At 75.3% G+C, this 22,212-nt stretch carries 19 protein-coding genes; 8 read left to right on the plus strand and 11 right to left on the minus strand.

Features of this window, described 5'->3' with window-relative positions:
- Window positions 1-251: 251 nt before the first annotated feature.
- The 5 genes from EMA09_RS13240 to EMA09_RS13260 all read right to left on the minus strand — a co-directional run bounded on the left by EMA09_RS13240 (window position 252) and on the right by EMA09_RS13260 (window position 5,722).
- A complete protein-coding gene (locus tag EMA09_RS13240) occupies window positions 252-1,934 on the minus strand; it encodes a hypothetical protein (protein WP_129841252.1) in 1,683 nt (560 codons plus the stop codon).
- 236 nt (window positions 1,935-2,170) lie between these two features.
- Window positions 2,171-3,424: a phosphoribosylamine--glycine ligase gene (gene purD / locus EMA09_RS13245; RefSeq protein WP_129841253.1), complete on the minus strand. Its 1,254-nt coding sequence runs from the start codon at window positions 3,422-3,424 to the stop codon at window positions 2,171-2,173.
- A gap of 542 nt (window positions 3,425-3,966) precedes the next feature.
- Window positions 3,967-4,203 (minus strand): hypothetical protein, encoded by a 237-nt coding sequence (locus EMA09_RS28965; protein WP_240796375.1) that lies wholly within the window; start codon window positions 4,201-4,203, stop codon window positions 3,967-3,969.
- A gap of 76 nt (window positions 4,204-4,279) precedes the next feature.
- Complete coding sequence (locus EMA09_RS13255) at window positions 4,280-4,927, minus strand: hypothetical protein (RefSeq protein WP_129841254.1); 648 nt, start codon at window positions 4,925-4,927, stop codon at window positions 4,280-4,282.
- 84 nt (window positions 4,928-5,011) lie between these two features.
- A complete protein-coding gene (locus EMA09_RS13260) occupies window positions 5,012-5,722 on the minus strand; it encodes a GntR family transcriptional regulator (RefSeq protein ID WP_129841255.1) in 711 nt (236 codons plus the stop codon).
- A gap of 26 nt (window positions 5,723-5,748) precedes the next feature.
- Here EMA09_RS13260 and EMA09_RS13265 point away from each other — a divergent pair, with 26 nt between their 5' ends.
- The 3 genes from EMA09_RS13265 (at window position 5,749) to EMA09_RS13275 (ending at window position 10,581) form a co-directional block, all read left to right on the plus strand.
- Window positions 5,749-6,294 (plus strand): MarR family winged helix-turn-helix transcriptional regulator, encoded by a 546-nt coding sequence (locus EMA09_RS13265; protein ID WP_240796376.1) that lies wholly within the window; start codon window positions 5,749-5,751, stop codon window positions 6,292-6,294.
- 21 nt (window positions 6,295-6,315) lie between these two features.
- On the plus strand, window positions 6,316-8,238 hold the full coding sequence (locus tag EMA09_RS13270; RefSeq protein WP_240796377.1) for a serine/threonine-protein kinase: 1,923 nt from the start codon (window positions 6,316-6,318) through the stop codon (window positions 8,236-8,238).
- Between the two features lie 174 nt (window positions 8,239-8,412).
- Entirely contained in the window at window positions 8,413-10,581 is a 2,169-nt protein-coding gene (locus EMA09_RS13275) for a serine/threonine-protein kinase (RefSeq protein ID WP_129841256.1), read from the plus strand.
- Between the two features lie 100 nt (window positions 10,582-10,681).
- Here EMA09_RS13275 and EMA09_RS13280 read toward each other — a convergent pair whose 3' ends face one another.
- Complete coding sequence (locus tag EMA09_RS13280; RefSeq protein WP_129841257.1) at window positions 10,682-11,968, minus strand: adenylosuccinate synthase; 1,287 nt, start codon at window positions 11,966-11,968, stop codon at window positions 10,682-10,684.
- A gap of 142 nt (window positions 11,969-12,110) precedes the next feature.
- On the opposite strand from EMA09_RS13280, the gene EMA09_RS13285 reads away from it, so the two are divergent.
- On the plus strand, window positions 12,111-12,857 hold the full coding sequence (locus tag EMA09_RS13285; RefSeq protein WP_240796378.1) for a diacylglycerol kinase: 747 nt from the start codon (window positions 12,111-12,113) through the stop codon (window positions 12,855-12,857).
- Here the strand turns inward: EMA09_RS13285 and EMA09_RS13290 are convergent.
- The gene (locus EMA09_RS13290) at window positions 12,763-13,371 is read right to left on the minus strand and encodes a MarR family transcriptional regulator (protein ID WP_346655828.1); all 609 of its coding nucleotides are present in this window, start codon (window positions 13,369-13,371) and stop codon (window positions 12,763-12,765) included. The genes EMA09_RS13285 and EMA09_RS13290 overlap by 95 nt on opposite strands.
- Window positions 13,372-13,468: 97 nt before the next feature.
- Between EMA09_RS13290 and EMA09_RS13295 the strand changes: the two genes are divergently transcribed.
- The 4 genes from EMA09_RS13295 (at window position 13,469) to EMA09_RS13310 (ending at window position 19,003) form a co-directional block, all read left to right on the plus strand.
- Complete coding sequence (locus tag EMA09_RS13295) at window positions 13,469-14,443, plus strand: ABC transporter ATP-binding protein (RefSeq protein ID WP_240796379.1); 975 nt, start codon at window positions 13,469-13,471, stop codon at window positions 14,441-14,443.
- 80 nt (window positions 14,444-14,523) lie between these two features.
- On the plus strand, window positions 14,524-16,116 hold the full coding sequence (locus EMA09_RS13300) for an ABC transporter permease (RefSeq protein ID WP_129844015.1): 1,593 nt from the start codon (window positions 14,524-14,526) through the stop codon (window positions 16,114-16,116).
- A 144-nt stretch (window positions 16,117-16,260) separates the two neighbouring features.
- The gene (locus EMA09_RS13305) at window positions 16,261-16,812 is read left to right on the plus strand and encodes a hypothetical protein (RefSeq protein ID WP_129841258.1); all 552 of its coding nucleotides are present in this window, start codon (window positions 16,261-16,263) and stop codon (window positions 16,810-16,812) included.
- Between the two features lie 880 nt (window positions 16,813-17,692).
- The gene (locus EMA09_RS13310; RefSeq protein WP_129841259.1) at window positions 17,693-19,003 is read left to right on the plus strand and encodes a class F sortase; all 1,311 of its coding nucleotides are present in this window, start codon (window positions 17,693-17,695) and stop codon (window positions 19,001-19,003) included.
- Window positions 19,004-19,076: 73 nt separating this feature from the next.
- Here EMA09_RS13310 and EMA09_RS13315 read toward each other — a convergent pair whose 3' ends face one another.
- The 4 genes from EMA09_RS13315 to EMA09_RS13330 form a co-directional block, all read right to left on the minus strand.
- A complete protein-coding gene (locus tag EMA09_RS13315) occupies window positions 19,077-19,490 on the minus strand; it encodes a DUF3151 domain-containing protein (protein WP_129841260.1) in 414 nt (137 codons plus the stop codon).
- 44 nt (window positions 19,491-19,534) lie between these two features.
- Complete coding sequence (gene fbaA / locus EMA09_RS13320) at window positions 19,535-20,557, minus strand: class II fructose-bisphosphate aldolase (RefSeq protein ID WP_129841261.1); 1,023 nt, start codon at window positions 20,555-20,557, stop codon at window positions 19,535-19,537.
- 178 nt (window positions 20,558-20,735) lie between these two features.
- Entirely contained in the window at window positions 20,736-21,269 is a 534-nt protein-coding gene (gene pyrE / locus EMA09_RS13325; protein WP_129841262.1) for an orotate phosphoribosyltransferase, read from the minus strand.
- Between the two features lie 48 nt (window positions 21,270-21,317).
- Window positions 21,318-22,136: an aldose 1-epimerase gene (locus EMA09_RS13330; RefSeq protein ID WP_129841263.1), complete on the minus strand. Its 819-nt coding sequence runs from the start codon at window positions 22,134-22,136 to the stop codon at window positions 21,318-21,320.
- Window positions 22,137-22,212: the final 76 nt, after the last annotated feature.

The raw sequence follows: 22,212 nt of genomic DNA on the forward strand, positions 1-22,212 counted from the left end.
ATCCGGCAGCGCCCGATCACCGACGGTTTCGCGGGGTTGACCGGAGGTGGTTGCCTGATAGTGGCGCCAAGCGTGAAGTGTGTCGAGCCCTCCCGAGACGGAAATCGGCCGGATTCGGCCGACGTTTCGCCCTCTGTCGGGTGGCTGCGGTTCGTTTGTGTGCGTCCGGGGTGTGCCCCGGGTGGTCGGTCCCCTCGTGCTGCCGTCCCTCGTGTGCTGTCGTCGCGCGTGGCGCGGGTGCGGTCGTCCTCTCAGACGAGGCGGACGGGCTTGTCGGGGCGGACGCCGGCGCCTGCCAGCCAGTCGCGCAGCGGACCGGGGTCGCCCTCGTCGAGGAGCCGGCGGACCGGCGCCGAGAGGTCCTTGTCCCGGGGGCCGCCGGCGCCGGCCAGGAGGACCGGGCCGTCCAGCCAGTCGAGGCCGGGGGCGGCGCCCGTCGTGTCGGCGGCGGCGCAGCAGACGACGGCCGTGACGTGCTCGGCGAGCAGGTCGCGGCCCGCCGGGGCCTGCCACGGGGGCGGCGCCGGCAGGGCGGCGGCGCCCGGCAGCGGGACGCGGGACGCGTGGGCGGCCTCCGCGCGGGCCGCCGCGGCGCCGAGCCGGGCGGCGAGGGCGTCGGTGCCGTCGCGGGCCGCGGCCTCGGCGAGGCGCTGGAGGGCGCAGGCGAGCGTCGGGGTCTCGGCGGCGTCCAGGGCGTCGAAGAGCCGGGCGGCGCGGTCGCGCCAGATGCGGTCCACGACCTCCTCCGGGTAGCCGGCCCAGTCGACGGGGAGCCAGCCGCCGGCGACGCCGTGCCGGGGCCGCCGGACGGTGGCCGGGGCTGAGGTGCGGCGCCCGGCGGCGGACCCGTGACCGCCCGGGTGGTCCGCGGCCTGCGCGGTGTCACGCCCGGCGTCGTGCGGGGCGTGCGCGGGGTCGTGCTCGGTGTCGGCGCCGTGGTACAGCCGCGCGGCCAGGAGGGAGACGGCCTCGTCCACCGCGCCGGGCTCCTCCAGCAGGTCGCACGCGGGGCGGTCGTCGAGCCGGGCGGCGTACCCCTCGGCGAGGCGGTCGCGGCGGGACAGTTCGGTGAGGGCGGCGACCACCCCGGCGTCGAGCCGGCGCGGCCAGCGGCCTATGCGCCAGGCCGGGAGCGCGACCCGGGTGAGCAGCCGGTCCCAGCCCGCGTAGGCGAGGGCCACCTGTTCCTGCGCGGCCTGGCGCAGGGCCGGCTCGACGTCCTGGGCGCGGTCGGCGGCGGCGAGGGCGACGCCCCGCTCCATCCCGGCGGCGTGCTCGGCGGACAGGCGCAGGAGCGTCCGCGCGACCAGCCCGGCGAAGGCGCGGGCCGGCTGCCGCGCGAACGGGGTGCCGGGCGGTGCGGCGCCCACCATGGCGTCCCAGGCGCGGACGCAGCGGCGCGCCGCGGCGATGTCGGGGTGGGCGGCGGGACCCGTGCCCGCGACGACCGGGGCGATGAGGGCGCGCAGCTCGTCCACCCGGAGCCACCACAGGAAGGGCGATCCGATGACCAGCACGGGCGCGTCCGCCGCCGCCGCGGCGGGCCCGTGCGGCTCTTCCAGCCAGCTGTCGCAGTCGGGTGCGAGGGCGATGCCGCCGGGCACGGGCACGTCCATGCGGTGGGCCAGCTCGCGTATGAGCCGGTGGAGGGCGGGCGCGGCGTGCGCGGGCACCTCGATCGTGGGGGTGACGGCCGGGCGGGCGCGTGCGATGAGCAGGCCGGTGAGGGCACCGAGGGCGAGGACCGCGGCGGCCAGGGCCGCCACCCCGGTGAGCAGCGCCGGGGAACCGGCGCCCGTCACCGCGAGGACGACCGCGACGGCGGCCGGCAGCAGCGCGAGGGCGAGCGCGCCGTTCCGCGCGCGGAGGACGGCCAGCGCGTGGTCCCGCGCGGAGTGCCCGGCTCCCCGCGTGCGCGTATGTCGCTGCTCCATGCCCCTGCCCTCCGCTGTCCCGACGCCGCCCGCTCCTGTGTCCCACTGTCGCACCGCGCACCGACAACGCAACGCGCAGTGATCCGATCGCGGTGGGTCACGGAACGGGAAACGGCGAATGACACTGCGCCGCACCCTAGTTGGGCACGGGAGGCCCGTCAGCCGGTCGGCCGAACGTCACTCGATGGTGGGGCTTTGGGCAGAGCCGGACATACGGCCGGACCGTCCCCCGGGGGTCAGCCGGCAGCGGCGCGGGCGGCGATGTCCGTGCGGTGGTGGGAGCCGGCCAGCCGGATACGGCCCACCGCGCGGTAGGCACGCTCCCTGGCGGCCGTGAGGTCGGCACCCCTGGCCGTCACGGACAGCACCCGGCCGCCCGCGCTGACGACGCGGCCCTCGGCGTCCCGGCGGGTCCCGGCGTGCAGGACGTACGCCTCCGGACCGTCCTCGCCCGCGACCTCGTCGAGTCCCTCGATCGGGTCACCCGCGCGCGGCGCCGCCGGGTACCCCTCGGCGGCGACGACCACCGTGACGGCGGCCTCGTCGCTCCAGCGCAGCGGCGGCTGGTCGGCCAGCGTCCCGGTGGCCGCGGCCAGCAGCAGCCCGGCGAGCGGCGTCCGCAGCCGGGCGAGGACGACCTGCGTCTCCGGGTCGCCGAAGCGGGCGTTGAACTCGACGACGCGCACCCCGCGCGAGGTCAGCGCGAGCCCCGCGTACAGCAGGCCGGAGAACGGCGTGCCGCGCTTGCGCATCTCGTCCACGGTCGGCTGGAGGACGGTCCGCAGCACCTCGTCGGTCAGGCCGGGGTCGGCCCAGGGCAGCGGCGAGTACGCGCCCATGCCGCCGGTGTTCGGCCCCTCGTCGCCGTCGTGGGCGCGCTTGAAGTCCTGCGCGGGCTGGAGCGGGACGACGGTCTCGCCGTCCGTCACCGCGAACAGCGACACCTCGGGGCCGTCCAGGTACTCCTCGACGACGACGCGGTCGCAGCCGCGCGCGTGGGCGCGGGCCACGGCCGGGTCGTCGGTGACGACGACGCCCTTGCCGGCCGCGAGCCCGTCGTCCTTCACGACGTACGGCGCGCCGAACGCGTCGAGCGCCGCGTCGGCCTCGGCCGGGGTGACGCACACGTACGAGCGGGCCGTCGGCACACCCGCGGCGGCCATGACCTCCTTCGCGAACGCCTTGCTGCCCTCCAGGCGGGCCGCCTCGGCGGACGGGCCGAACACCGGCACGCCGGCCGCCCGCACGGCGTCCGCGACACCGGCGACCAGTGGCGCCTCGGGGCCGACGACGACGAGGTCGGCGTCCAGCCGGCGGGCCAGCGCCGCGACCTGCGCGCCGTCGAGCGCGTCCACCGGGTGGGTGGTGGCGACCGCGGCGATGCCCGCGTTGCCCGGGGCACAGTGGAGGGCGCTGACGGCCGGGTCCGCGGACAGGGCGTGGCAGAGGGCGTGCTCGCGGGCGCCGCCGCCGATGACGAGGATGTTCACGGATGCAGCCTAACGGCGGACTCCCCGTGCTCACTCTTTCGGGTGAGCCGTCGGCTTGCCTGATAGCTGACGTGCCGCCGCTTCCGGGCGCTTTGCCGCCGAAGCCGCGATCATCCCGGTCCGCGAGGACCGGTCCCGGCATGAGAGAAACATGCCGGAACGGGGACCGGAGCGGTGCGTCGGAAGGTGCGAGAGGTGAGCGGGCACGGGTTGAGGCAGCCCGCGGGCGGCGCGGTCCCGTCCGCCGGGGACCTGGCGGGGCTGTACGCGCGGGCCGAGGCCGAGGGCCTGCGCGCCCTGGCCAGGTACCAGGCGGACCAGCGGCGGAAACGGCGTGCCGCGCGGCTGCTGCGCCTCGGCACGGTGCTCGGCGCGGCGGCCGGCGCGGCACTGCCCCTGCTGCACCTGGAGCGCGCCGGGCACCTCGCGCTGCTCGGGGCGGCCGTGTGCCTCGCCTGCGACCGGCACCTCGGGCTCACGTCGGCCTGGCTGCGGGACGTGACGGCGGCGCTCGCGGTGCGGGAGCGCCTGGAGCTCCTGCGCTACGAGTGGGCCGCCGAGACCCTCGGGGCCGGCCCGGACGAGCTGCCCGGAGAGACGGTGGAGCGGTGCGTCGGGCTGCTGCGGGCCTTCTCGGAGGACGTGACGGCGGTGGTGCGGGCGGAGACGGCGGAGTGGGCGCGGCAGATCGGCGCGGTGTCCGCGGGACCGCTGCCGCCGAGGGCGGCCGGCGCGCAGCCGGCGCCCAGGGAGCAGGGGCGGCGCGCCCGTCCCGGCACGGAACCGGACCTGCGGCCGACGATGCCGCGGCAGCGGCCCCGGAGCAGGGCCGCGGCGGGACCGGGTGACCGGCCGTCAGCTGAAGACGATCATCGAGCCCTGGGCCAGGCTGCGGGTGGCCGCGGCGTGCAGGCCGAGCCAGACGTGCCGCTCCCGGGCGAACGGGCCGTCCGCCGCCGGGGCCGCCGCCGGCTCGTCCAGGGCGGTGGGTCCCGCCGGCGGCTCCGGCGCGGGAGGCGGGTTGAGGGGGTCGATGTCCAGGACCGGGGCGACCGCTTCCAGCTCCCGCAGCAGGCCGTGGCTCGACCCGAGCGGCCCGCCGCCGGCCAGCAGCGCCTCGTTCTCCAGGGGCCGGGGGAAGTCCACCGGGACGTAGGCGCCCGCGTGGTCGAAGTGCCAGACGAGGTGCGACCCGCGTGCGGCGCTCTCGAACATCTCCAGCACCTGCTGGTAGTCGCCGTCCAGTCCGGTGACGGGCGTGACGGGCAGGCCGCTGAGGTTCAGCAGGTGGGCGCGGCGCAGGAGATGGAGCGCCGTGTAGTCGAAGCCGGCGACGGGCGCGACCGTGCCGGACATGCCGGGCACGTAGCCGTACACCGGGACGGGGGGCGCGCCCGCCTCCGTGAGCGCCCGGTCGTACTCGGCCAGTTCGTCGGCGAACGGGTTGTCGGGGCTGTGGCACAGCACATCGACGAGGGGGACCAGCCACAGGTCACAGGCCACGGAACGGCTCACTCTCGGTCGCGACGGCGCGGGCACGGCTGAGCGGGGGTGTGCGTACCGTCAGGGTAGGGCCTGTGGGCGGGGTCACGTCCCGGGCCGGGCGGCGGTGAGGCGTTCGGCGAGGCGGAGGGCGTGGGCGCGGTGTTCCCGGAGGATGCGCTCGGAGTCGGCGCGGTCGCCGCGCTCCACGGAGTCGGCGAGGTCGAGGTGGCCGGTCCACAGCTCGTGGACGAGTTCGGGCGCGCGCCGCAGGAACGGCACGGTGAACGCCCAGCACCGCACGCGCATGCGGTCGAGGAACTCGCCGATGTGCGGATTGCCGAGGAGCGCGTCGAGTTCGCGCCAGAAGCGGAGGTCGTAGCCGATGAGGATGTCGAGGTCGCCCGCCTCGGCGGCCTGGCGGGCGGCAGCGGCGCGGCGGCGTATGGAGGTGAACGCGTCGGGGCCGGCCAGCCGCGGGTCGCGGACCGGCCCGCCGGCGAGGACGCCGTCGCGCACGAGGGTCTGCGCGTCGATCATGGCGAGGTAGTCGTCGGCGGAGAACTGCCGGATGCGGAAGCCGCGGTGCTGCTCCACGTCCAGCAGGCCCTGGGCCGACAGGTCGACGAGGGCCTCGCGCACGGGCGTCGCGGAGACGCCGTAGTGCTCCGCTATCTCCCGCACCGTGAACTCGCCGTCCGGGCCGAGGCGTCCGGCGAGTATCTCCTCCCGCAGGGCGTCGGCGAGCTGCTCCCGCAGGGTGTTCCGTCGAATCACGGCAGCCCAGGGTACAGCGCGTGATCCGGTTGACAGCATGCTGTCGTCATGACAGGTTGCTGCGCGTGACGGGGAGTGGCGCGGGTGACGCGGTGGACGGGGACGCGGGCGCCGCCGGGTTCGACAGGACGGCGCTCGCCGCACTCCGGCTGGCCGGTCATGTCCTGGCCGTCTGCGGGGAACTGGCCGGGGCCGCGGGGCTGACCGCGGCGCGGTGGCAGGTCATCGGCGCCGTCGCCGGCGCGCCGCAGACCGCCGCCGGCATCGCGCGGACCCTCGGGATCACCCGGCAGAGCGTGCGCCGTACCGCGGATCTGCTCGTGGCGGACGGTCTCGCCACCTGGGAGCCCAATCCGGCGCACCGCCGCGCGCGGCTCCTGACCCCGACGGCCCTAGGACGCGCCGCCATCGGCCGCACCGCGCCGCACCGTGCCGCGTACGCGCACCGCCTGGCCGCCGAACTGGGCGGCGGGGAACGGCTCGCCGACGCCGCGCGCGCCCTGGAACGGCTCACGGCCGCCGTCGAACGCGCCGCCGCCCGACCCGCCACACGGATGCGGCGTACGCCGCCGCCCCCTCCCCTCTATCCTCAGTGGGGCAAACAGAACTGAGCCACCGGGGGAACGCCGCACATGGACCGGCTGTCGCCGAACGACCCGCACCGAATAGGGAACTACCGCCTGATCGCCCGCCTGGGCTCGGGCGGCATGGGCCAGGTCTACCTTGCGCGTTCGGAGCGCGGCCGGACCGTCGCGGTGAAGACGATCCGCCCGTCGCTGGCCCTGGAGCCGGATTTCCGCCGCAGGTTCGCGATGGAGATCACGGCGGCCCGGCGCGTCGGCGGCCGCTGGACGGCGCCGGTCCTCGACGCCGACACGGAGGCCGACTCCCCCTGGGTCGCCACCGGTTACATCGCCGGCCCGTCCCTGCACGAGGTCGTGAGCCGCCAGTTCGGCACGCTCCCCGTCCGCAGTACGACCCTGCTCGCCAACGGTCTCGTCCACGCCCTGCGCGCCATCCACGGCGCGGGCCTCGTCCACCGCGACCTCAAGCCGTCCAACGTGCTGCTGACGATCGACGGCCCGCGCGTCATCGACTTCGGCATCGCCCGCGCCCTCGACACCATGTCCGGCGGGGTCACCAGGACCGGCGCGACGGTCGGTTCGCCGGGGTTCATGTCCCCCGAGCAGGTCCGCGGCGGCACCCTGACACCGGCGAGCGACGTGTTCTGCCTCGGGTCGCTCCTGGCGTACGCGGCGACCGGCAGGACCCCGTTCGGCGCCCTCGACTCGGGGGTGCACATCCTGATGTTCCGCATCGCCGAGGAGGAGCCGCGGTTCGAGGGCCTGCCCGAGCCGCTGCGGCACATCATCGGCCTGTGCCTCGCGAAGCAGCCGGAGCGCCGGCCGTCCCTGGACGAGCTGGAGAGCCTGACGGCGCCGGACGACGGCGACGAGCCGTGGCTGCCCGCGCCGCTGATCGCGCAGCTCGGCCGGCACGCCGTCGAGCTCCTCGACTCGGAGGGACCCGACAGCGGCACGGGCCACGAGGCCGTCCGCGACCCGAACCCGACGCCGCCGTCACGGCCGGCCGGGACGGAGGCGCCGTTCACGCCGCGGCAGGTGCCGTCGCCGTACGCGCATCCCTCCCCGGCGTACGTGACGTCCGCGCCGCTGTCCGGGGTCACCGGCACGTTCGGTCCGACCGGCAGCGCGCCGTACTCCGTCGCCCCCCGCGCCGGCGGCGGGTCGCGGCGCTGGAACGGCCGCCGGACGGCGCTCGCGCTGGGCGCGGCGGTGGCCGCCGTCGCGGTGGTGGCGGGCATCGCGATCGCGGCGAACGGGTCCGGCGCCGGCGGTGAGGTCGCCGAGGAGTACGTCGGCGTCTGGCAGGGCGAGTACGAGGCCGAGGACGATTCGACGAAGCTCCTGCGCTTCGAGATCGAGAAGGGATCGGTGGGCGACACGATCGGCACCGCGACCGTCCTCACGCCCAGCACGCTCTGCACGTTCGACATGGAGCTGGAGTCGGCGGGCGACGAGCTGGAGTTCACCGAGGACTCACGGGAGAGCGTCCCGGCGAGCCAGCGGGACGAGGCGTGCCGCGACAACCGCACCCCCCAGCGCCTCGCGCTCTCCGCGGACGGCACCACCGTCGAGTGGGCGTACAGCAGCCAGAGCGCCACCCTCGACAAGGCGGAACCGTCCGACGGCGAGGACATGCCGGCCGAGCTTCTCGGCACCTACGGCGGTGAGTGGGCCAACCAGGACGACGGCGACGAGGGCACGACCACCGTCGTCGTGGAGCAGGGCGCCGTCGGGGACCAGCTCGTCACCTACACCCAGGACGGCGGGCAGATGAAGTGCACCTGGCGCAATCACCTCGTCCAGGTGGACGGCGACGAGGTCGTGATGGGTCCCGACGTCATCGTCGACGAGGAGAGCGACGCCGACTGTTTCCTCGGCTACGCGTTCCGCATGTGGCTCGAGGACGACGCCATCCAGATCGACTGGATCGGCGACGGCGAGGACGGAAGTTCATGGGACCGGCAGTGATCACGTACCTTCACGGGCCGTACCGGTCCCGTGGCGTTCAGGTCACGAATTGACACAGAAGCCAAACACACGATCGGATCGGGAACCGATTACGGTTCTGCCGCTGTCCTCCCCCGTGTGCACGGGGGCCCGTATTCTCGTGAGGCTTACCGGAGCGAAGAGGAGTAACACAGCATGAAACCGCTCGGGCCGAAGGATCCTCAACGAGTAGGCCAATACCGCTTGCTGGGGAAATTGGGCGCCGGCGGAATGGGCAGCGTCTACCTCGCACGCTCGGACCGCGGGCGCACGGTGGCCGTGAAGCTGGTGCAGCCGGAGCTCGCCGCGCAGCCCGAGTTCCGCCAGCGTTTCCAGCACGAGGTCGAGGCCGCGCGCCGCGTCGGCGGCGAGTGGACCGCGCCGGTCCTCGGCTGCGACACGGAGGCGGAGACCCCGTGGGTGGCGACCGGGTACGTGGCCGGTCCGTCGCTGCACGAGGTGGTCAGCACGACGTACGGCCCGCTGCCCGAGCGGACGCTCCTCATCCTGGCGAACGGCCTGGTGCGCGCCCTGCGCGACATCCACGCCGCCGGCCTGGTCCACCGCGACCTCAAGCCGTCGAACGTCATGATCACCATCGACGGTCCCCGCGTCATCGACTTCGGCATCGCCCGCGCCCTGGAGGCGAACGGCGAGGGCCTGACGAGGACGGGAGCCGCGGTCGGTTCGCCCGGCTTCATGTCGCCCGAGCAGTGCCGGGGCGAGACGCTGACGGCGGCGAGCGACGTGTTCTGCCTCGGGTCGGTGCTCACGTTCGCCGCGACCGGCCGCACCCCGTTCGGTGACGCGAACAGCGCCATGACGGCCCTGATGCTGCGGATCGTGCAGGGCCAGCAGGACCTCGACGGTGTGCCGGACGGCGTGCGCCCCCTGATCGAGAACTGCCTCGCGCAGAACCCCGCGGACCGCCCGTCGCTCGACCAGCTCCTCCAGTTCACGGACATAGCGGACGACGGCGACGAACCGTGGCTGCCCGGCGCGCTCGTCGCGCGGCTCGGCCGGCACGCCGTCGAACTCCTCGACTCGGAGGACCCGCTGCAGGCGCCCCCGCTGCCGCAGAACGCGCCGCCGCCCGCGATGCCGGGCCAGCCGCCGGTCACCCCGCTGCCGACGAACGCGCCCCCGGCCCAGCCGCCGGCCGCGCCGCCCACGCCGACGGCGTTCAGCGCGCCCCCGGCGACCCCGGCCACGCCGCCGCCCGGCGGCACCGGCGTGGACGCGATGGCGACCATGACGTCGGCCACGCCGCCGCCCGGCTACGGCACCCCGCCGCCCGCCGGGTACGGCTACCCGCAGCAGCCAGGCCCCGGGTACGGCTACCCGCAGCCCGGCGGGACGGCGCCGGCCAGCCCGTACGGCCCCGGCTACCCGGGCGGTCCCGGCCTCCCCGGCACGCCCCTGCCGGGCGGCCCCGGCGGCGGCTCCAACAAGAACCGCAACATCCTGATCGCCGCCATCGCCGCCGTCGTGGCGATCGCCGTGATCGTCGGCGCCGTGGTGCTCACGAGCGGCGGCGGCGACGACCCGGACGACGACCCGACGGCGGCTCCGACCCAGGACGTCACCGAGTCGCCGTCACCGGACGACGGCGAGCCGACCACCGATCCGACCACGGACCCCGCCGACGACGGCACCATGCCGAACGGCTACGTCGGCGCCTGGGAGGCCTACTCCGACGGCGGCTTCTGGGTCCGCGTCGAACTGTCCGAGGGCGCCACCGGTGCCACCGTCGCGACGGTCTACAGCGTGCTCAGCGACCGGCTGTGCATCGAGGGCGGCAACCTGGAGTCCGGCTCCGCCGACGGCGTCTCCCTCGTCAGCTCGGGACCCGCCTCGACGATCCCCTCCGACCTGGCCTGCGCGCCGTACGCGACGGAGCAGCTCACGCTCCAGGGCGACGGTTCGATGTCCTGGTCCGCCACGGACGACTCCGGCAACTCCTACAGCGGGACCCTGTACACGGCGACGACGCAGACCGGTGACGACGGGATGCCGTACGACATCTTCTCCCAGACCTACCAGAGCGACACCCTCAGCGTGACCTTCACGACCACCGGCTACGCCGGCGAGTCCGCGGTCTCCTACACGGACGGAAGCTGCACGTGGGACGCGGTCCTGGTGTCCGGTGACGAGCCCGGCACGGCGATCATCGTCGGGCCCGGCGTGGCGAGCGACAGCGCCTGTGAGAACCTGCCGCCGTACACGATCTCGTGGGACGACCCCGCCAGCGGCTACGCGCCGAGCATCGAGTTCACCCCGCACGACTCGGCGGCGGAGACCTTCACGGCCACGCTCGTCGAGTAGCGCGGCGGCACGGCCGTCGGGCCGGTGACGACAACGGGCCGGGGAGTGCGGACATGATCCGCGCTCCCCGGCCCGTTCGCCGTGTGCGGCCGGGCGGCCGTCAGGAGAGGAACGAGTTGATCTGGATCGTCTCCTCGCGCCCCGGCCCGACGCCGATCGCGGAGACCCGCGCGCCGGACAGCTCCTCCAGCCGGCGGACGTACGCCCGGGCGTTGGCCGGGAGTTCGTCGAACGCGCGGGCCTTGGAGATGTCCTCGTGCCAGCCGGGCAGGTACTCGTAGATCGGCTTCGCGTGGTGGAAGTCGCTCTGGTTGGCCGGGAGTTCCTCGACGCGCTCGCCGTCGATCTCGTAGGCGACGCACACCGGGAGCCGGTCCCAGCCGGTCAGCGTGTCGAGCTTGGTGAGGAAGAAGTCGGTCAGGCCGTTGACGCGGGTGGCGTACCGCGCGATCACGGCGTCGAACCAGCCGCAGCGGCGGTCGCGGCCGGTCGTCACGCCGTACTCGTGGCCGACGCGCCGCAGCCGGTCGCCGTCCTCGTCCAGCAGCTCGGTCGGGAACGGGCCGGCGCCGACCCGCGTCGTGTACGCCTTGAGGATGCCGATGACGCGGCTGATCCTCGTCGGCCCCACGCCGGTGCCCGTGCAGGCGCCGCCCGCCGTCGGGTTGGAGGAGGTGACGAACGGGTAGGTGCCGTGGTCGACGTCGAGGAGCGTGCCCTGGCCGCCCTCGAACAGGACGACCTTCCCCTCGTCGATGGCCCGGTTCAGTACGAGCGCGGTGTCGCAGACGTAGGGGCGGATCCGCTCCGCGTAGCCGAGCAGCTCGTCCAGCGCCTGGTCCACGGCGATGGCGCGGCGGTTGTAGAGCTTGGCGAGGAGCTGGTTCTTCTGGTCGAGGGCGGCCTCGACCTTCTGGCGCAGAATCGATTCGTCGAACAGATCCTGCACCCGGATGCCCTGGCGGTTGATCTTGTCCGCGTACGCCGGGCCGATGCCGCGCCCGGTCGTGCCGATCTTCCGCTTGCCGAGGAACCGCTCGGACACCTTGTCGAGGGTCTGGTGGTACGAGGTGATCAGATGGGCGTTCGCGCTGATCAGGAGGCGGGAGGTGTCCACGCCGCGCTCGTCGAGGCCGGCCAGCTCCGCCAGCAGGACCCCGGGGTCGATGACGACGCCGTTGCCGATGACGGGGGTGCAGCCCGGGGAGAGGATGCCGGAGGGGAGGAGGTGCAGGGCGTATTTCTGGTCGCCCACGACAACGGTGTGACCGGCGTTGTTGCCGCCCTGGTAGCGCACCACGTAGTCGACGGAACCGCCGAGCAGATCAGTCGCCTTGCCTTTGCCTTCGTCACCCCACTGGGCACCGAGCAGCACTAGTGCGGGCACAGGCGTACACCCCTTCCGAGCGGGGCATCCACCACTAGGGCCGCCCCGGATCGACGAAACCCCTGACGCAATCGCGGCAGGGGCTCTTGCAAAGAGAGCTTACGGGAGACCCGGCCGGGAGGCGAACAGTCAGGTGCTCATCGTGATCGACCCGGCGGCGCAGCGCGCGGACGGCGAAGCGGTGCGCATCGCCAGGGACGTGCTGTGCGCGGGCGCGGGCGGCGCGCAGATCCGCTTCCTCGACCGGCCGGGGGCCATGCCGCGCGTCCTGGCCCGCAGGGGCGGCCACCGCGTCGTCCTCGTCGGCGACGACAGGACCCTGCTGCGGGCGCTCACCGCCCTGCTGTGGGACGGGGGCGGCCACGGTGTCGCCGGGGACGGGCCGCTCGCGATCGTGCCGGTGGGGCCGGTGCCGCTGGTCGCGGTGGCGCGCGCCCTGGGGGTGCCCGCCGATCCGGTCCGGGCCTCGCGCGCGGTCCTGGCGGGGGCGGAGCGCCGCGTCGATCTGCTGACGGACGACGCGGGCGGGGCCGTGCCCGGTGCCCTCGGCCTCGGCATCCCGGCCCGGCGCGCGCCGCTGTGGCGCCACCCGATGCGTCCCGGCTCGGTCCGCCAGCGGCTGCGGGTCGAGGGGGACGGCCGGCTGCTCGCCGACACGGACCGGCCGGTCGCCGGGGTGTCGGTACGGCCGGCCGGCGGCCTCGCCGAGGTCGTCGTGCGGCCGTGCGGGCCGGTCACGCCGGCGCGGGACGTACGGGCGCGCGTGTCGTCCGTGACGGTGTCGGGCGCCGCGTTCAGCTACCGGGCGGGCGCCGTCGATCTGGGGCCGGCGTGGGCGCGGACCTGGACGGTGCGGCCGGGCGCGCTGCGGCTGACCGTGCCCCGCTGAGACCGGGGGCCGTGCCGTCGGCCGCGCGGTGGGCGCGCCAGCGGTCGAGGATGCCGTGCAGCTCCTTCACGAGGAACTCCATGAACTCCGCCGACTCCGCCATCCGGTGGCCCGCCGGGGTGTCCTCGCCGGCGACACGGGCGCCGGCGCGCAGGGCCGCGCCCCAGCGCAGCAGGTCGTCGTCCCGGTCGAGGATGGCCTCGTACCAGACGTCGTGATGGAGGCGGTACAGCTCGCGGCGCGAGCCCGGCGCGCGTTCACGGCCGATCAGCCGGACCTGCGACAGGTAGCGGACGGCGCCGGAGACGGCGGCGGGCGACACCTTCAGCCGGACGACGAGGTCGGCGGAGGAGAGCGCCCCCTCGGGCGAGGCGAGCAGGCAGGCGAAGACGCGGGACGGCATCCGCGCCATGCCGGAGGCGGTGAGGTCGCCCGCGAAGCGTTCCACGAAGGCCGCGAGGTCCGGCGGGAAGGTGCCGTCGTGCTCGTGCGGTGTCCGGTCGTGATCGGTCACACCGCCATCCTCCCATCCATGGCGTCACCGGGACGCCGCGGCTTCTTGACAGTTCCTTAACTTCAGAAATTTGTGAAACAAGCGTAGCGTGTGACGGGTGACCAAGGGCATACGCACAGCGAACGCCCGCGTCGACGACACCGCCGTCGCCGTCGCGGGCCTGATCAAGAACTTCGGCCGCACCCGCGCGCTGGACGGGCTCGACCTGACCGTCCGCACCGGCGAGGTCCACGGGTTCCTCGGCCCGAACGGCGCGGGCAAGTCCACGACCCTCCGCGTCCTGCTCGGCCTGCTGCGCCCCGACAGCGGCACGGTGTCCCTGCTCGGCGGCGACCCGTGGCGCGACGCGGTGCCGCTGCACCGGCGCATCGCGTACGTACCGGGCGACGTGGAGCTGTGGCCCGGCCTCACCGGCGGCGAGTCCATCGACCTGCTGGGCCGCCTGCGCGGGGGCCTCGACGCGCGGCGCAGGGACGACCTGGTCGAGCGGTTCGCCCTCGACCCGCGCAAGAAGGGCCGCACCTACTCGAAGGGCAACCGGCAGAAGGTCGCCATCGTCGCGGCCCTCGCCTCCGACGCCGAACTCCTCCTGCTGGACGAGCCGACGTCCGGCCTCGACCCGCTGATGGAGGTCGTCTTCCAGGACGTGGTCGCCGAGGCACGGACCGCCGGCCGGACCGTCCTGCTGTCCAGCCACATCCTGGCCCAGGTCGAGAAGCTGTGCGACCGCGTGAGCATCGTGCGGCTCGGCCGGACCGTGCAGTCCGGCACGCTCGCCGAACTGCGCCACCTCACCAGGACGACCGTCGAGGCGGAGACCCGCGCCCCCGCGCGGGAGGCGGCGGCGCTGATGGCGGACCTGCCGGGGGTGCACGACGCGCGGGCGGAGGGGCAGCGGCTGCACTTCACGGTCGACGGCGAACACCTGGACGGCGCGGTCGCGGCCCTGTCGGGGCTCGGCGTGCGGAGCCTGGTGAGCCATCCCCCGACGCTGGAGGAGCTGATGCTGCGGCACTACGGCGACGAATTGGACGGAGCCCAGGGCGGGCACGCGCGGGGCGGTTCCCGGTGAGCGCGGCGCTGCCCGTGCGCGGCGCGGGGGACGTACCGGCCGCCGGGCGTACGGGACGCGGGGAGGCCGTACGGCACGCGCTGGCCGGCACCGGGACGCTCGTCCGCCTCGCCCTGCGGCGGGACCGCGTACGGCTGCCGGTGTGGATCGCCGCGGTGTGGCTGACCACCCTGTCGTCGGCGGCGAGTTTCCGGTCGCAGTACGCCACGGCGGACGACCGTGCCCAGGTGGCGGAGACGATGCGGGAGCCGGCGGCGCTCGCCATGACCGGCCCCGCGCACTACCTGGACGGCGTGTACACGCACGGCGCCATGCTGGGCCACGAACTGCTCGGTTTCGCCGCCGTCGCGGTCGGCGTGCTGAGCGTCCTGACAGTGGTGCGGCACACGAGGACGGAGGAGGAGTCGGGGCGCGCCGAGCTGGTCAGGGCGGCCGTCGTGGGGCGGCACGCGCACCTGGCCGCCGCGGTGACCGTCGCCGTCGCGGCGAACGTCGCCCTGGGCGCGCTGACCGCCGCCGGACTCGCCGGGCTCGGCGCCGACGGGATCACGGCGGGCGGTTCGGTCCTGTACGGCGCGGCGGGCGCGGCCGTGGGGACGGCCTTCGCGGCCCTGGCCGCCGTCGCGGCGCAGATCAGCACCTTCGGACGCGGGGCGGTGGGCCAGGGCCTCGCGGCGGTCGGGCTGGCGTACGCCCTGCGCGCCGTGGGCGACACGGGACCCGACGCGGTGGCATGGCTGTCGCCGATCGGCTGGGCGCAGCGGACGTACGTGTACGTGGACGACCGCTGGTGGCCGCTGCTGCTCCTCGTCGGGCTGGCGGCGGGCGCGGGCGCGGTGGCGTGCGCCCTGGAGACCCGCAGGGACGCGGGCGCCGGGCTGCGGCCGCCGCGGCCCGGCCGTCCGGCGGCGTCGGGGGCGCTCGTCCGGCCGCTCGGCTTCGCCCTGCGGCTGCACCGCGGGACCCTCGCCGGGTTCGCCGCCGGGGCGCTGCTGTTCGGCCTGATGTACGGCTCGATCCTCGGCGAGGCGGAGGACCTGCTCACCGACAACGAGCGCCTGCGGGAGGCGGTCGCCCGGCTCGGCGGCGACATGGTGGAGTCCTTCGCCTCCGTCGTGATGAGCGTCCTCGCCGTCGTGGCCGCCATGTACACCGTGCAGGCGATGCTGCGGCCGCGGAGCGAGGAGACCGGCGGACGCGCGGAGCCGGTGCTGGCGACGGGCCTGTCCCGCACGCGGTGGGCCGCCTCGCACACGGCGGTCGCGCTGGCCGGCGGCACGGCCGTGATGCTGCTGGCCGGGGCGGGGTTCGGCGTCTCGGGGGCGGCCTCGGCCGGCGACCGGTCGCTGCTCGGCGAACTCGTGCTGGCGTCGCTGGCGTACGCGCCCGCGCTGTGGGTGACGGCAGGGGTGGCGCTGGCTCTGTACGGGTGGTTCCCGGCGGCATCGGCGGCGGCGTGGGCGGTGCCCGCGTACGGCTTCTTCACCGTGTACCTGGGCGAGTTGACGGACGTGCCGCAGGCCCTGCGCAACCTGTCGCCGCTCGGCCACGTACCGCGGGTGCCCGCCGCCGGCTGGGAGTGGACGCCGCTCGCCGTCCTGACGCTGCTCGCGGCCGCCCTGCTGGCGCTGGGCCTCGCGGGCTTCCGCCGCCGGGACCTGACGGTGCGCTAGCGCCGCCGGGCCGCTCCGCCATCGGGGCGGCCCGGTACCCGGTGGGACGCACTCCGGGTGCGCACCCGGTCACCCACTGTTCGCATGGGTGACAGGCCGTTACGCCCCTCGCGTGCGGCAGACGATCCGGAGGAAGAGCGTCCTATGAAGACGTCCATCAGGAACCCGCACTCCCGTGGCGCCCGCCGGCTCGCGGTGGCGGCGGCGACCGCCCTGCTCGCGTTCGCGCCGGCCGCGCCCGCACTGGCGCAGGACGACGACAAGCCGTCCTGGAACACCGCGCCGATCTCCATCTCCCCCAGCTCCGGCGGCCCGAACACCTCGGTCACCGTCCGGGTCACCTGCCGACCGTCGGGTTCGGCCACTTCGAACGCGTTCCAGCAGAGCATCACGCTGCGCCAGACGAGCGGCAACCAGTGGACGGGGACCGGCCGGATCAAGTCCAGCGGCCTCCAGCCGGGCCGCAGTTACCCGGTGACGGTCAGGTGCGACGACGGCACGACGCTGACGACGAACTTCACGTTCACCGCCGCCACGCCCAGCGGTGGCGCGGCGGCCGGCTTCGGCGGCTCCAGCGGGAGCGACGGCGGCACGCGGACGACGGCCCTCGCGGTCGGCGGCGGTGTCGCGGCGGCCGGTGCCGCCGGTTACGTGTTCCTGGCGCGCCGGCGCCGTTCCACCGCGCAGCACTACTGAGGAGATGCGACGTGCCTGAGTTCCTGCGGCCGTTTCGGAGGTCGCCGGCGCTGCGGGTGCCGCGGAACATGCGGAACGGCGCCCTCGGGGACCTCCCGGGGCGCCGGCCCCGCCTGTCGCTCGGGCCGCGCAGAGAACCGGAGCCCCTGACCGGCGGCCGGCTCCTCCCGGACACCGGCCGCCGCCGCACCCGCCGCACAGCGCAGGAGTCCGGGGCCGTGCCGCCCCGGGCCGCCACCCGTCCTGCGGGCACCGCCCGCGTCACCACTCCGCCCGACGCCGTCACGGCCCCGACCGGGCCGGACGGCACGGCCGGCGGGCAGCCCTCCGGCGACGGGGACACCGCGCCCGCCGAAGCCCGGTCCCCGCGCCCCGAAACCCCCGACCAGCCCGAACCCGCCAGCACGGACAGCACCGCCGACCGACCCGGCGGACAACCGGCCGACAGCGAGAACACCGCGCCCGCCGAAGTCCCGTCCCAGCAACCCGGAACCCCCGACCAGCCCGACCCCACCGGCACGGACAGCACCGCCGACCGGCCCGATAAGGCCCCGGAGGAGGCACGGGACACGGGTGCGGCTGCCGGAACCGTCCCGGCGGAGGAAGCGTCGCCCGGAGACCGCGAGCCGGCCGCGGAGCCGCCCGGGGCACAGGACACCGGGACGCCGCCGGCGGCCGGTGGCGCGGTCCCCGGGCCGGCCCCGGCGCCGGAGGCAGGACCGGACGCGCACGGGCGGCGGGCACGGCGCGGAAGGCCGCCCGGCGGACGCCGCCGGCTCCGCTTCCGCCGGACCCCCGCCGAGGCGGCACCCAGCGACGGCGGCACGCCCACGCCCCACGACGCGGTGAACGCCCCCGCCGAGCGGACGGAAGGGCCCCCATGCAAGCCCGGCGCGCCCCCGGCCGCGCCCGCCAGGAAGGCCACACCCCCGCCCGCAGCGAGGCGGCTCCCCGGGAGGGGACCGCCGAGGACGGCGGGGACGCACGGGAGACCGGCAGGACCCGGAAGGCCGAGAAGGCCGAGAAGGCCGAGGCGCCGAAGAAGGCCACAGCGGCAGGGCAGGCCCGAGCAACGAAGAAGACCGGGCAGGCGGCGCGGCCCGAGGCCGCGCGGTCACCGGCCGCCGCTCCCGCCCGCCGGCCGGTGACCGCCTCACCTGCCGCCGGCCCGCCCGACCGGCGGCGGGAGCGACGGCGACGGCGCTCCGGCGTCGTGCTGATCAACGTCATGCTGCTCGGCACGCCCGCCATCGGCCGCCGCGTCGTCCGCCGGGCCGGCCGGCTCGCGGTGGCGATCCGCCTCCTGCGCCTCGTCCGCGCCCTGCTCAGGGCGCGCCGCAACCGGCGCCGCAGGGCACGCGGCGGCCCCCCGCCCGCACGACGCACGACCCGGCACCAGCGGCTCGCCCTGCGCAGCCGCCGCTGGGAGGCGCTCGCGGCGGTCACCGCCGTCGGCCTGACGGTGGCCGTCGGCCTGGTCGGCACGGGTGGCGGGGACGACGTGCGGGAGGCCCGCGCGTCCAGCCAGATCGCCGACGGCGTCTCCCGGCCCGGCGCCGTGGACGCGCCGGGTGCCGCCCCCGACGCGGGATCGACGGCCGACCTCGGCGCGCTCGGCAGCCCCTCCGGGTTCGTGGCGCCGCCACTGCCCCGCTCCGAGCCGACGCGCATCCGCATCCCGCAGCTCGGGACGGACGTCGAGGTGTTCGGCGCGGCGCTCGGCACCGACGGGGGTCCGCCGTCCCCCGCCGAGGAGGACGCCATGCGCGCCGCCTGGTACTCGGGCGGCGTGGCGCCGGGCGAGCGCGGCGCGTCCCTGATCGTCGGCCACCTCGACACCTACACGGGTCCCGCCGCATTCGCCGGACTCGGCCAGCTCAGACCCGGCGAGAACATCGAGATCGACCGGGAGGACGGACGGACCGCCGTGTTCACCGTGGACTCCGTCGAGCAGTACCCGAAGAGCGACTTCCCCGACGAACGCGTCTACGGCGCCGTGGACACTCCGCAGCTCCGGCTCATCACCTGCGGCGGCCGGTGGAGCCGGGACGGCGGCTACGACTCGAACATCGTCGCCTACGCCCGCCTCACCGGCACCCTCCCGCCCGTGGGCGACCCCGCCCAGGACCCCGCCGTCGACCCGGCCGACGCGGGCTGGGCCGATCAGCAGGGCTCCGCACCGGTCGCGTGACCGGCAGTACCGGGTACGGACACGGCCGAGGCGCCCCGCGAACGTCGCGGGGCGCCTCGGTGCGTCGGTCCGGTCAGGAGAGCGTGTCGGCGGCGGTCGGCGAGCTGTCGCGCAGGAACTGCGCGCAGCGCTTGTACTCCTCCTCCTCGCCGATGGCCTGGGCGGCCCGGGCGAGCGCGTGCAGGGCACGCAGGAAACCGCGGTTCGGCTCGTGCTCGAACGGGATCGGCCCCTGGCCGCGCCAGCCGCTGCGGCGCAGCGCGTCCAGACCGCGGTGGTATCCCGTCCGGGCGAACGCGTACGACTCCACGACGCGCCCCTCGGCGAACGCGTCGTCCGCGAGCTGCGCCCACGCCAGCGAGGACGCCGGGTGGGCGGCAGCCACCTCAGCCGGAGCCGTGCCGCCCGCCAGCAGGGCGCGCGGCTCCGGGTCGTCGGGCAGGTGGGTCGGGGGCGGCCCCCCGAGCAGGTTCTCGTGAATGGCCATGCCGTCCAGTCTGCCCCATTTCCGGGACGGGACGGCGACGGCCGTCACTTCAGGCTGGTGCCGGTGGACCGCAGGTCGGCGCACGCCTTGGTGACGCGCTCGGCCATGCCGGCCTCGGCGAGCTTGCCCCAGCTCCGCGGGTCGTAGACCTTCTTGTTGCCGACCTCGCCGTCCACCTTCAGGACACCGTCGTAGTTGCGGAACGCGTGGTCCACGATCGGCCGGGTGAAGGCGTACTGCGTGTCGGTGTCGAGGTTCATCTTCACGACGCCGTTCTCCAGCGCGGTGCTGATCTCCTCCTGCGTGGAGCCCGAGCCGCCGTGGAAGACGAAGTCGAACGGGGACTCCTTGCCGTAGCGGGCGCCGACGCCCTCCTGCAGGTCCTTCAGCAGGTCGGGGCGGAGCACGACATTGCCCGGCTTGTAGACGCCGTGGACATTGCCGAAGGAGGCGGCCAGCAGGTAGCGGCCCTTCTCGCCCAGGCCGAGGGCCTCGGCGGTGCGCAGCGCGTCCTCGACGGTCGTGTACAGCTTGTCGTTGATCTCGTGGCTGACGCCGTCCTCCTCGCCGCCGGTCGGGGTGATCTCGACCTCCAGCACGATGCGGGCGGCGGCGGCGAGCGCGAGCAGCTCCTCGGCGACCGCCAGGTTGTCGTGGAGGGTCTCGGCGGAGCCGTCCCACATGTGGGACTGGAACAGCGGGTTCTGCCCCGCGTCGACCCGCTCCTTGGAGAGGGCGAGCAGCGGACGGACATAGCCGTCCAGCTTGTCCTTGGGGCAGTGGTCGGTGTGCAGGGCGATGTTCACCGGGTACTTCTCGGCGACGATGTGCGCGAACTCGGCCAGCGCACGTGCGCCGGAGACCATGTCCTTGGCGTACTGGCCGCCGAGGAACTCGGCACCGCCGGTGGAGATCTGGACGATGCCGTCGCTCTCCGCCTCGGCGAAGCCCCGCAGGGCGGCGTGCAGGGTCTGCGTCGAGGTGACGTTGATGGCCGGGTAGGCGAACGAGCCCGCCTTTGCCCGGTCGAGCATCTCGTTGTAGACCTCGGGAGTCGCGATGGGCATGTGTCCGCTCCTTGAAATGTGCTGGGAACCTGCTCGGTGGGTCAGGGAAACGACATCGTCGTCGCGGCGTGGTCAGCGCTCATCCTCCCAGACCGGGAGCCGCCCCCCTGCCTGGCAGGGGGTGACCGTTTCACGTGAAACAGTCACCCTCCGTCAGCACCCCACGTCCCGCCGGACGTCAGCGGCCGAGATCGGCCACCTCGTACGCCCGGTAGTAGGGCAGCCCCGCGCGCTCGACAGCGGGCGCCGCGCCGCGCTCGACGATCACGGCGACACCGACGACCTCGGCACCGGCCTCCCGCAGCGCGGTCACGGCGGTGAGGACCGACCCGCCGGTGGTCGAGGTGTCCTCGACGGCCAGCACGCGGCGGCCCGCGACGTCCGGTCCCTCGATGCGCCGCTGGAGGCCGTGCGTCTTCTCGGCCTTCCGCACCACGAAGGAGTCGAGCCGCCGGCCGCGCGCCGCAGCGGCGTGCAGCATGGCGGCGGCGACCGGGTCGGCGCCGAGCGTGAGACCGCCCACGGCGTCGTAGTCCAGGTCGGCGGTGAGGTCGAGCATGACCTGGCCGACCAGGGGCGCCGCCTCGCCGTCCAGGGTGATCCGGCGGAGGTCCACGTACCAGTCCGCCTCGATCCCCGAGGACAGGACGACCTTGCCCTCGACGACCGCCTTCCGCCTGATCTGCCGCAGCAGCTCGTCACGCACACTCATGGCACGGAACCCTACGTCAGCGCCCCGGAGCGGGCGCGGTGCGGGCCGCTACGCGGCCGGGCGCCGCCAGGTCCAGGTCGTGGAGATCTCCAGCGGCTCCAGCTCGGTGACGAGCCGGGGCATGGTGTTGAGGCCGTCCGGCGGCCCCGACTGCGGCTCGACGCAGACCGCCTCGGGCAGTTCGTCGTAGACCACGACCCACGGTGTGCGGCTCTCGACGGTCAGCTCCAGCTCGCCGGGCCAGGTGAGGGCCACCCGCACGCCGTCGGGCATGCCGAAGCAGTCGTCCCAGGGGCCGGGGCGCGGTGCGATACGGCGGCCGGTCGGCAGGTGGTCCTCGCCGCGCTCCTCCTGCCACTCGGCGTCGAACGCGAGCCGCACCTCGGAACCGCCGGGTGTCAGCGAGCGCAGGAACCACGGGTGCCACCCCGCCTGGGCGGGGAAGGAGTCGCCGAGCGTCTCGACGCCGAGGGTCAGCGTCACGCCGCCGCCGTCGGGGGCCAGCTCCACGAGCTGGGTGACCCGGCCGGGGTAGGGCCAGGGGTCGGTCAGGTCGGTGACGAGCGCGGCGGAGGTGTCATCGGCCGTGACGGTCCGCCAGGCGCGGTGCCGGACGGTGCCGTGGATGGCGTGGGGGCCGGCGTCGAGCGGCATCCGGTGCTCGGACGTGCCGTTGTGGAACCGGCCGTCCCGCGTCCGGCCGCACCAGGGGGCCATCACGAAGGAGCCGTACCGGTCGCCCTGGCGCAGCAGCTCGGTGCCGCCGACCCGGAGGGACGCGATGCGCCCGCCCTGGTCGGGCCGGACGGTCAGCTCGGTGTCGCCCGCGCGCAGCAGCAGGCCGCGCTCGGTGTCTTGGGTGGTCACCCCACGACGATAACGATCCGATGTATGTAAATCCTAGAGCGGTTGGCCCCTGGGGCGGCGCGTCGCGGGGGCGCGC

Source organism: Streptomyces sp. RFCAC02, from assembly GCF_004193175.1.
Classification (GTDB): Bacteria; Actinomycetota; Actinomycetes; order Streptomycetales; family Streptomycetaceae; genus Streptomyces.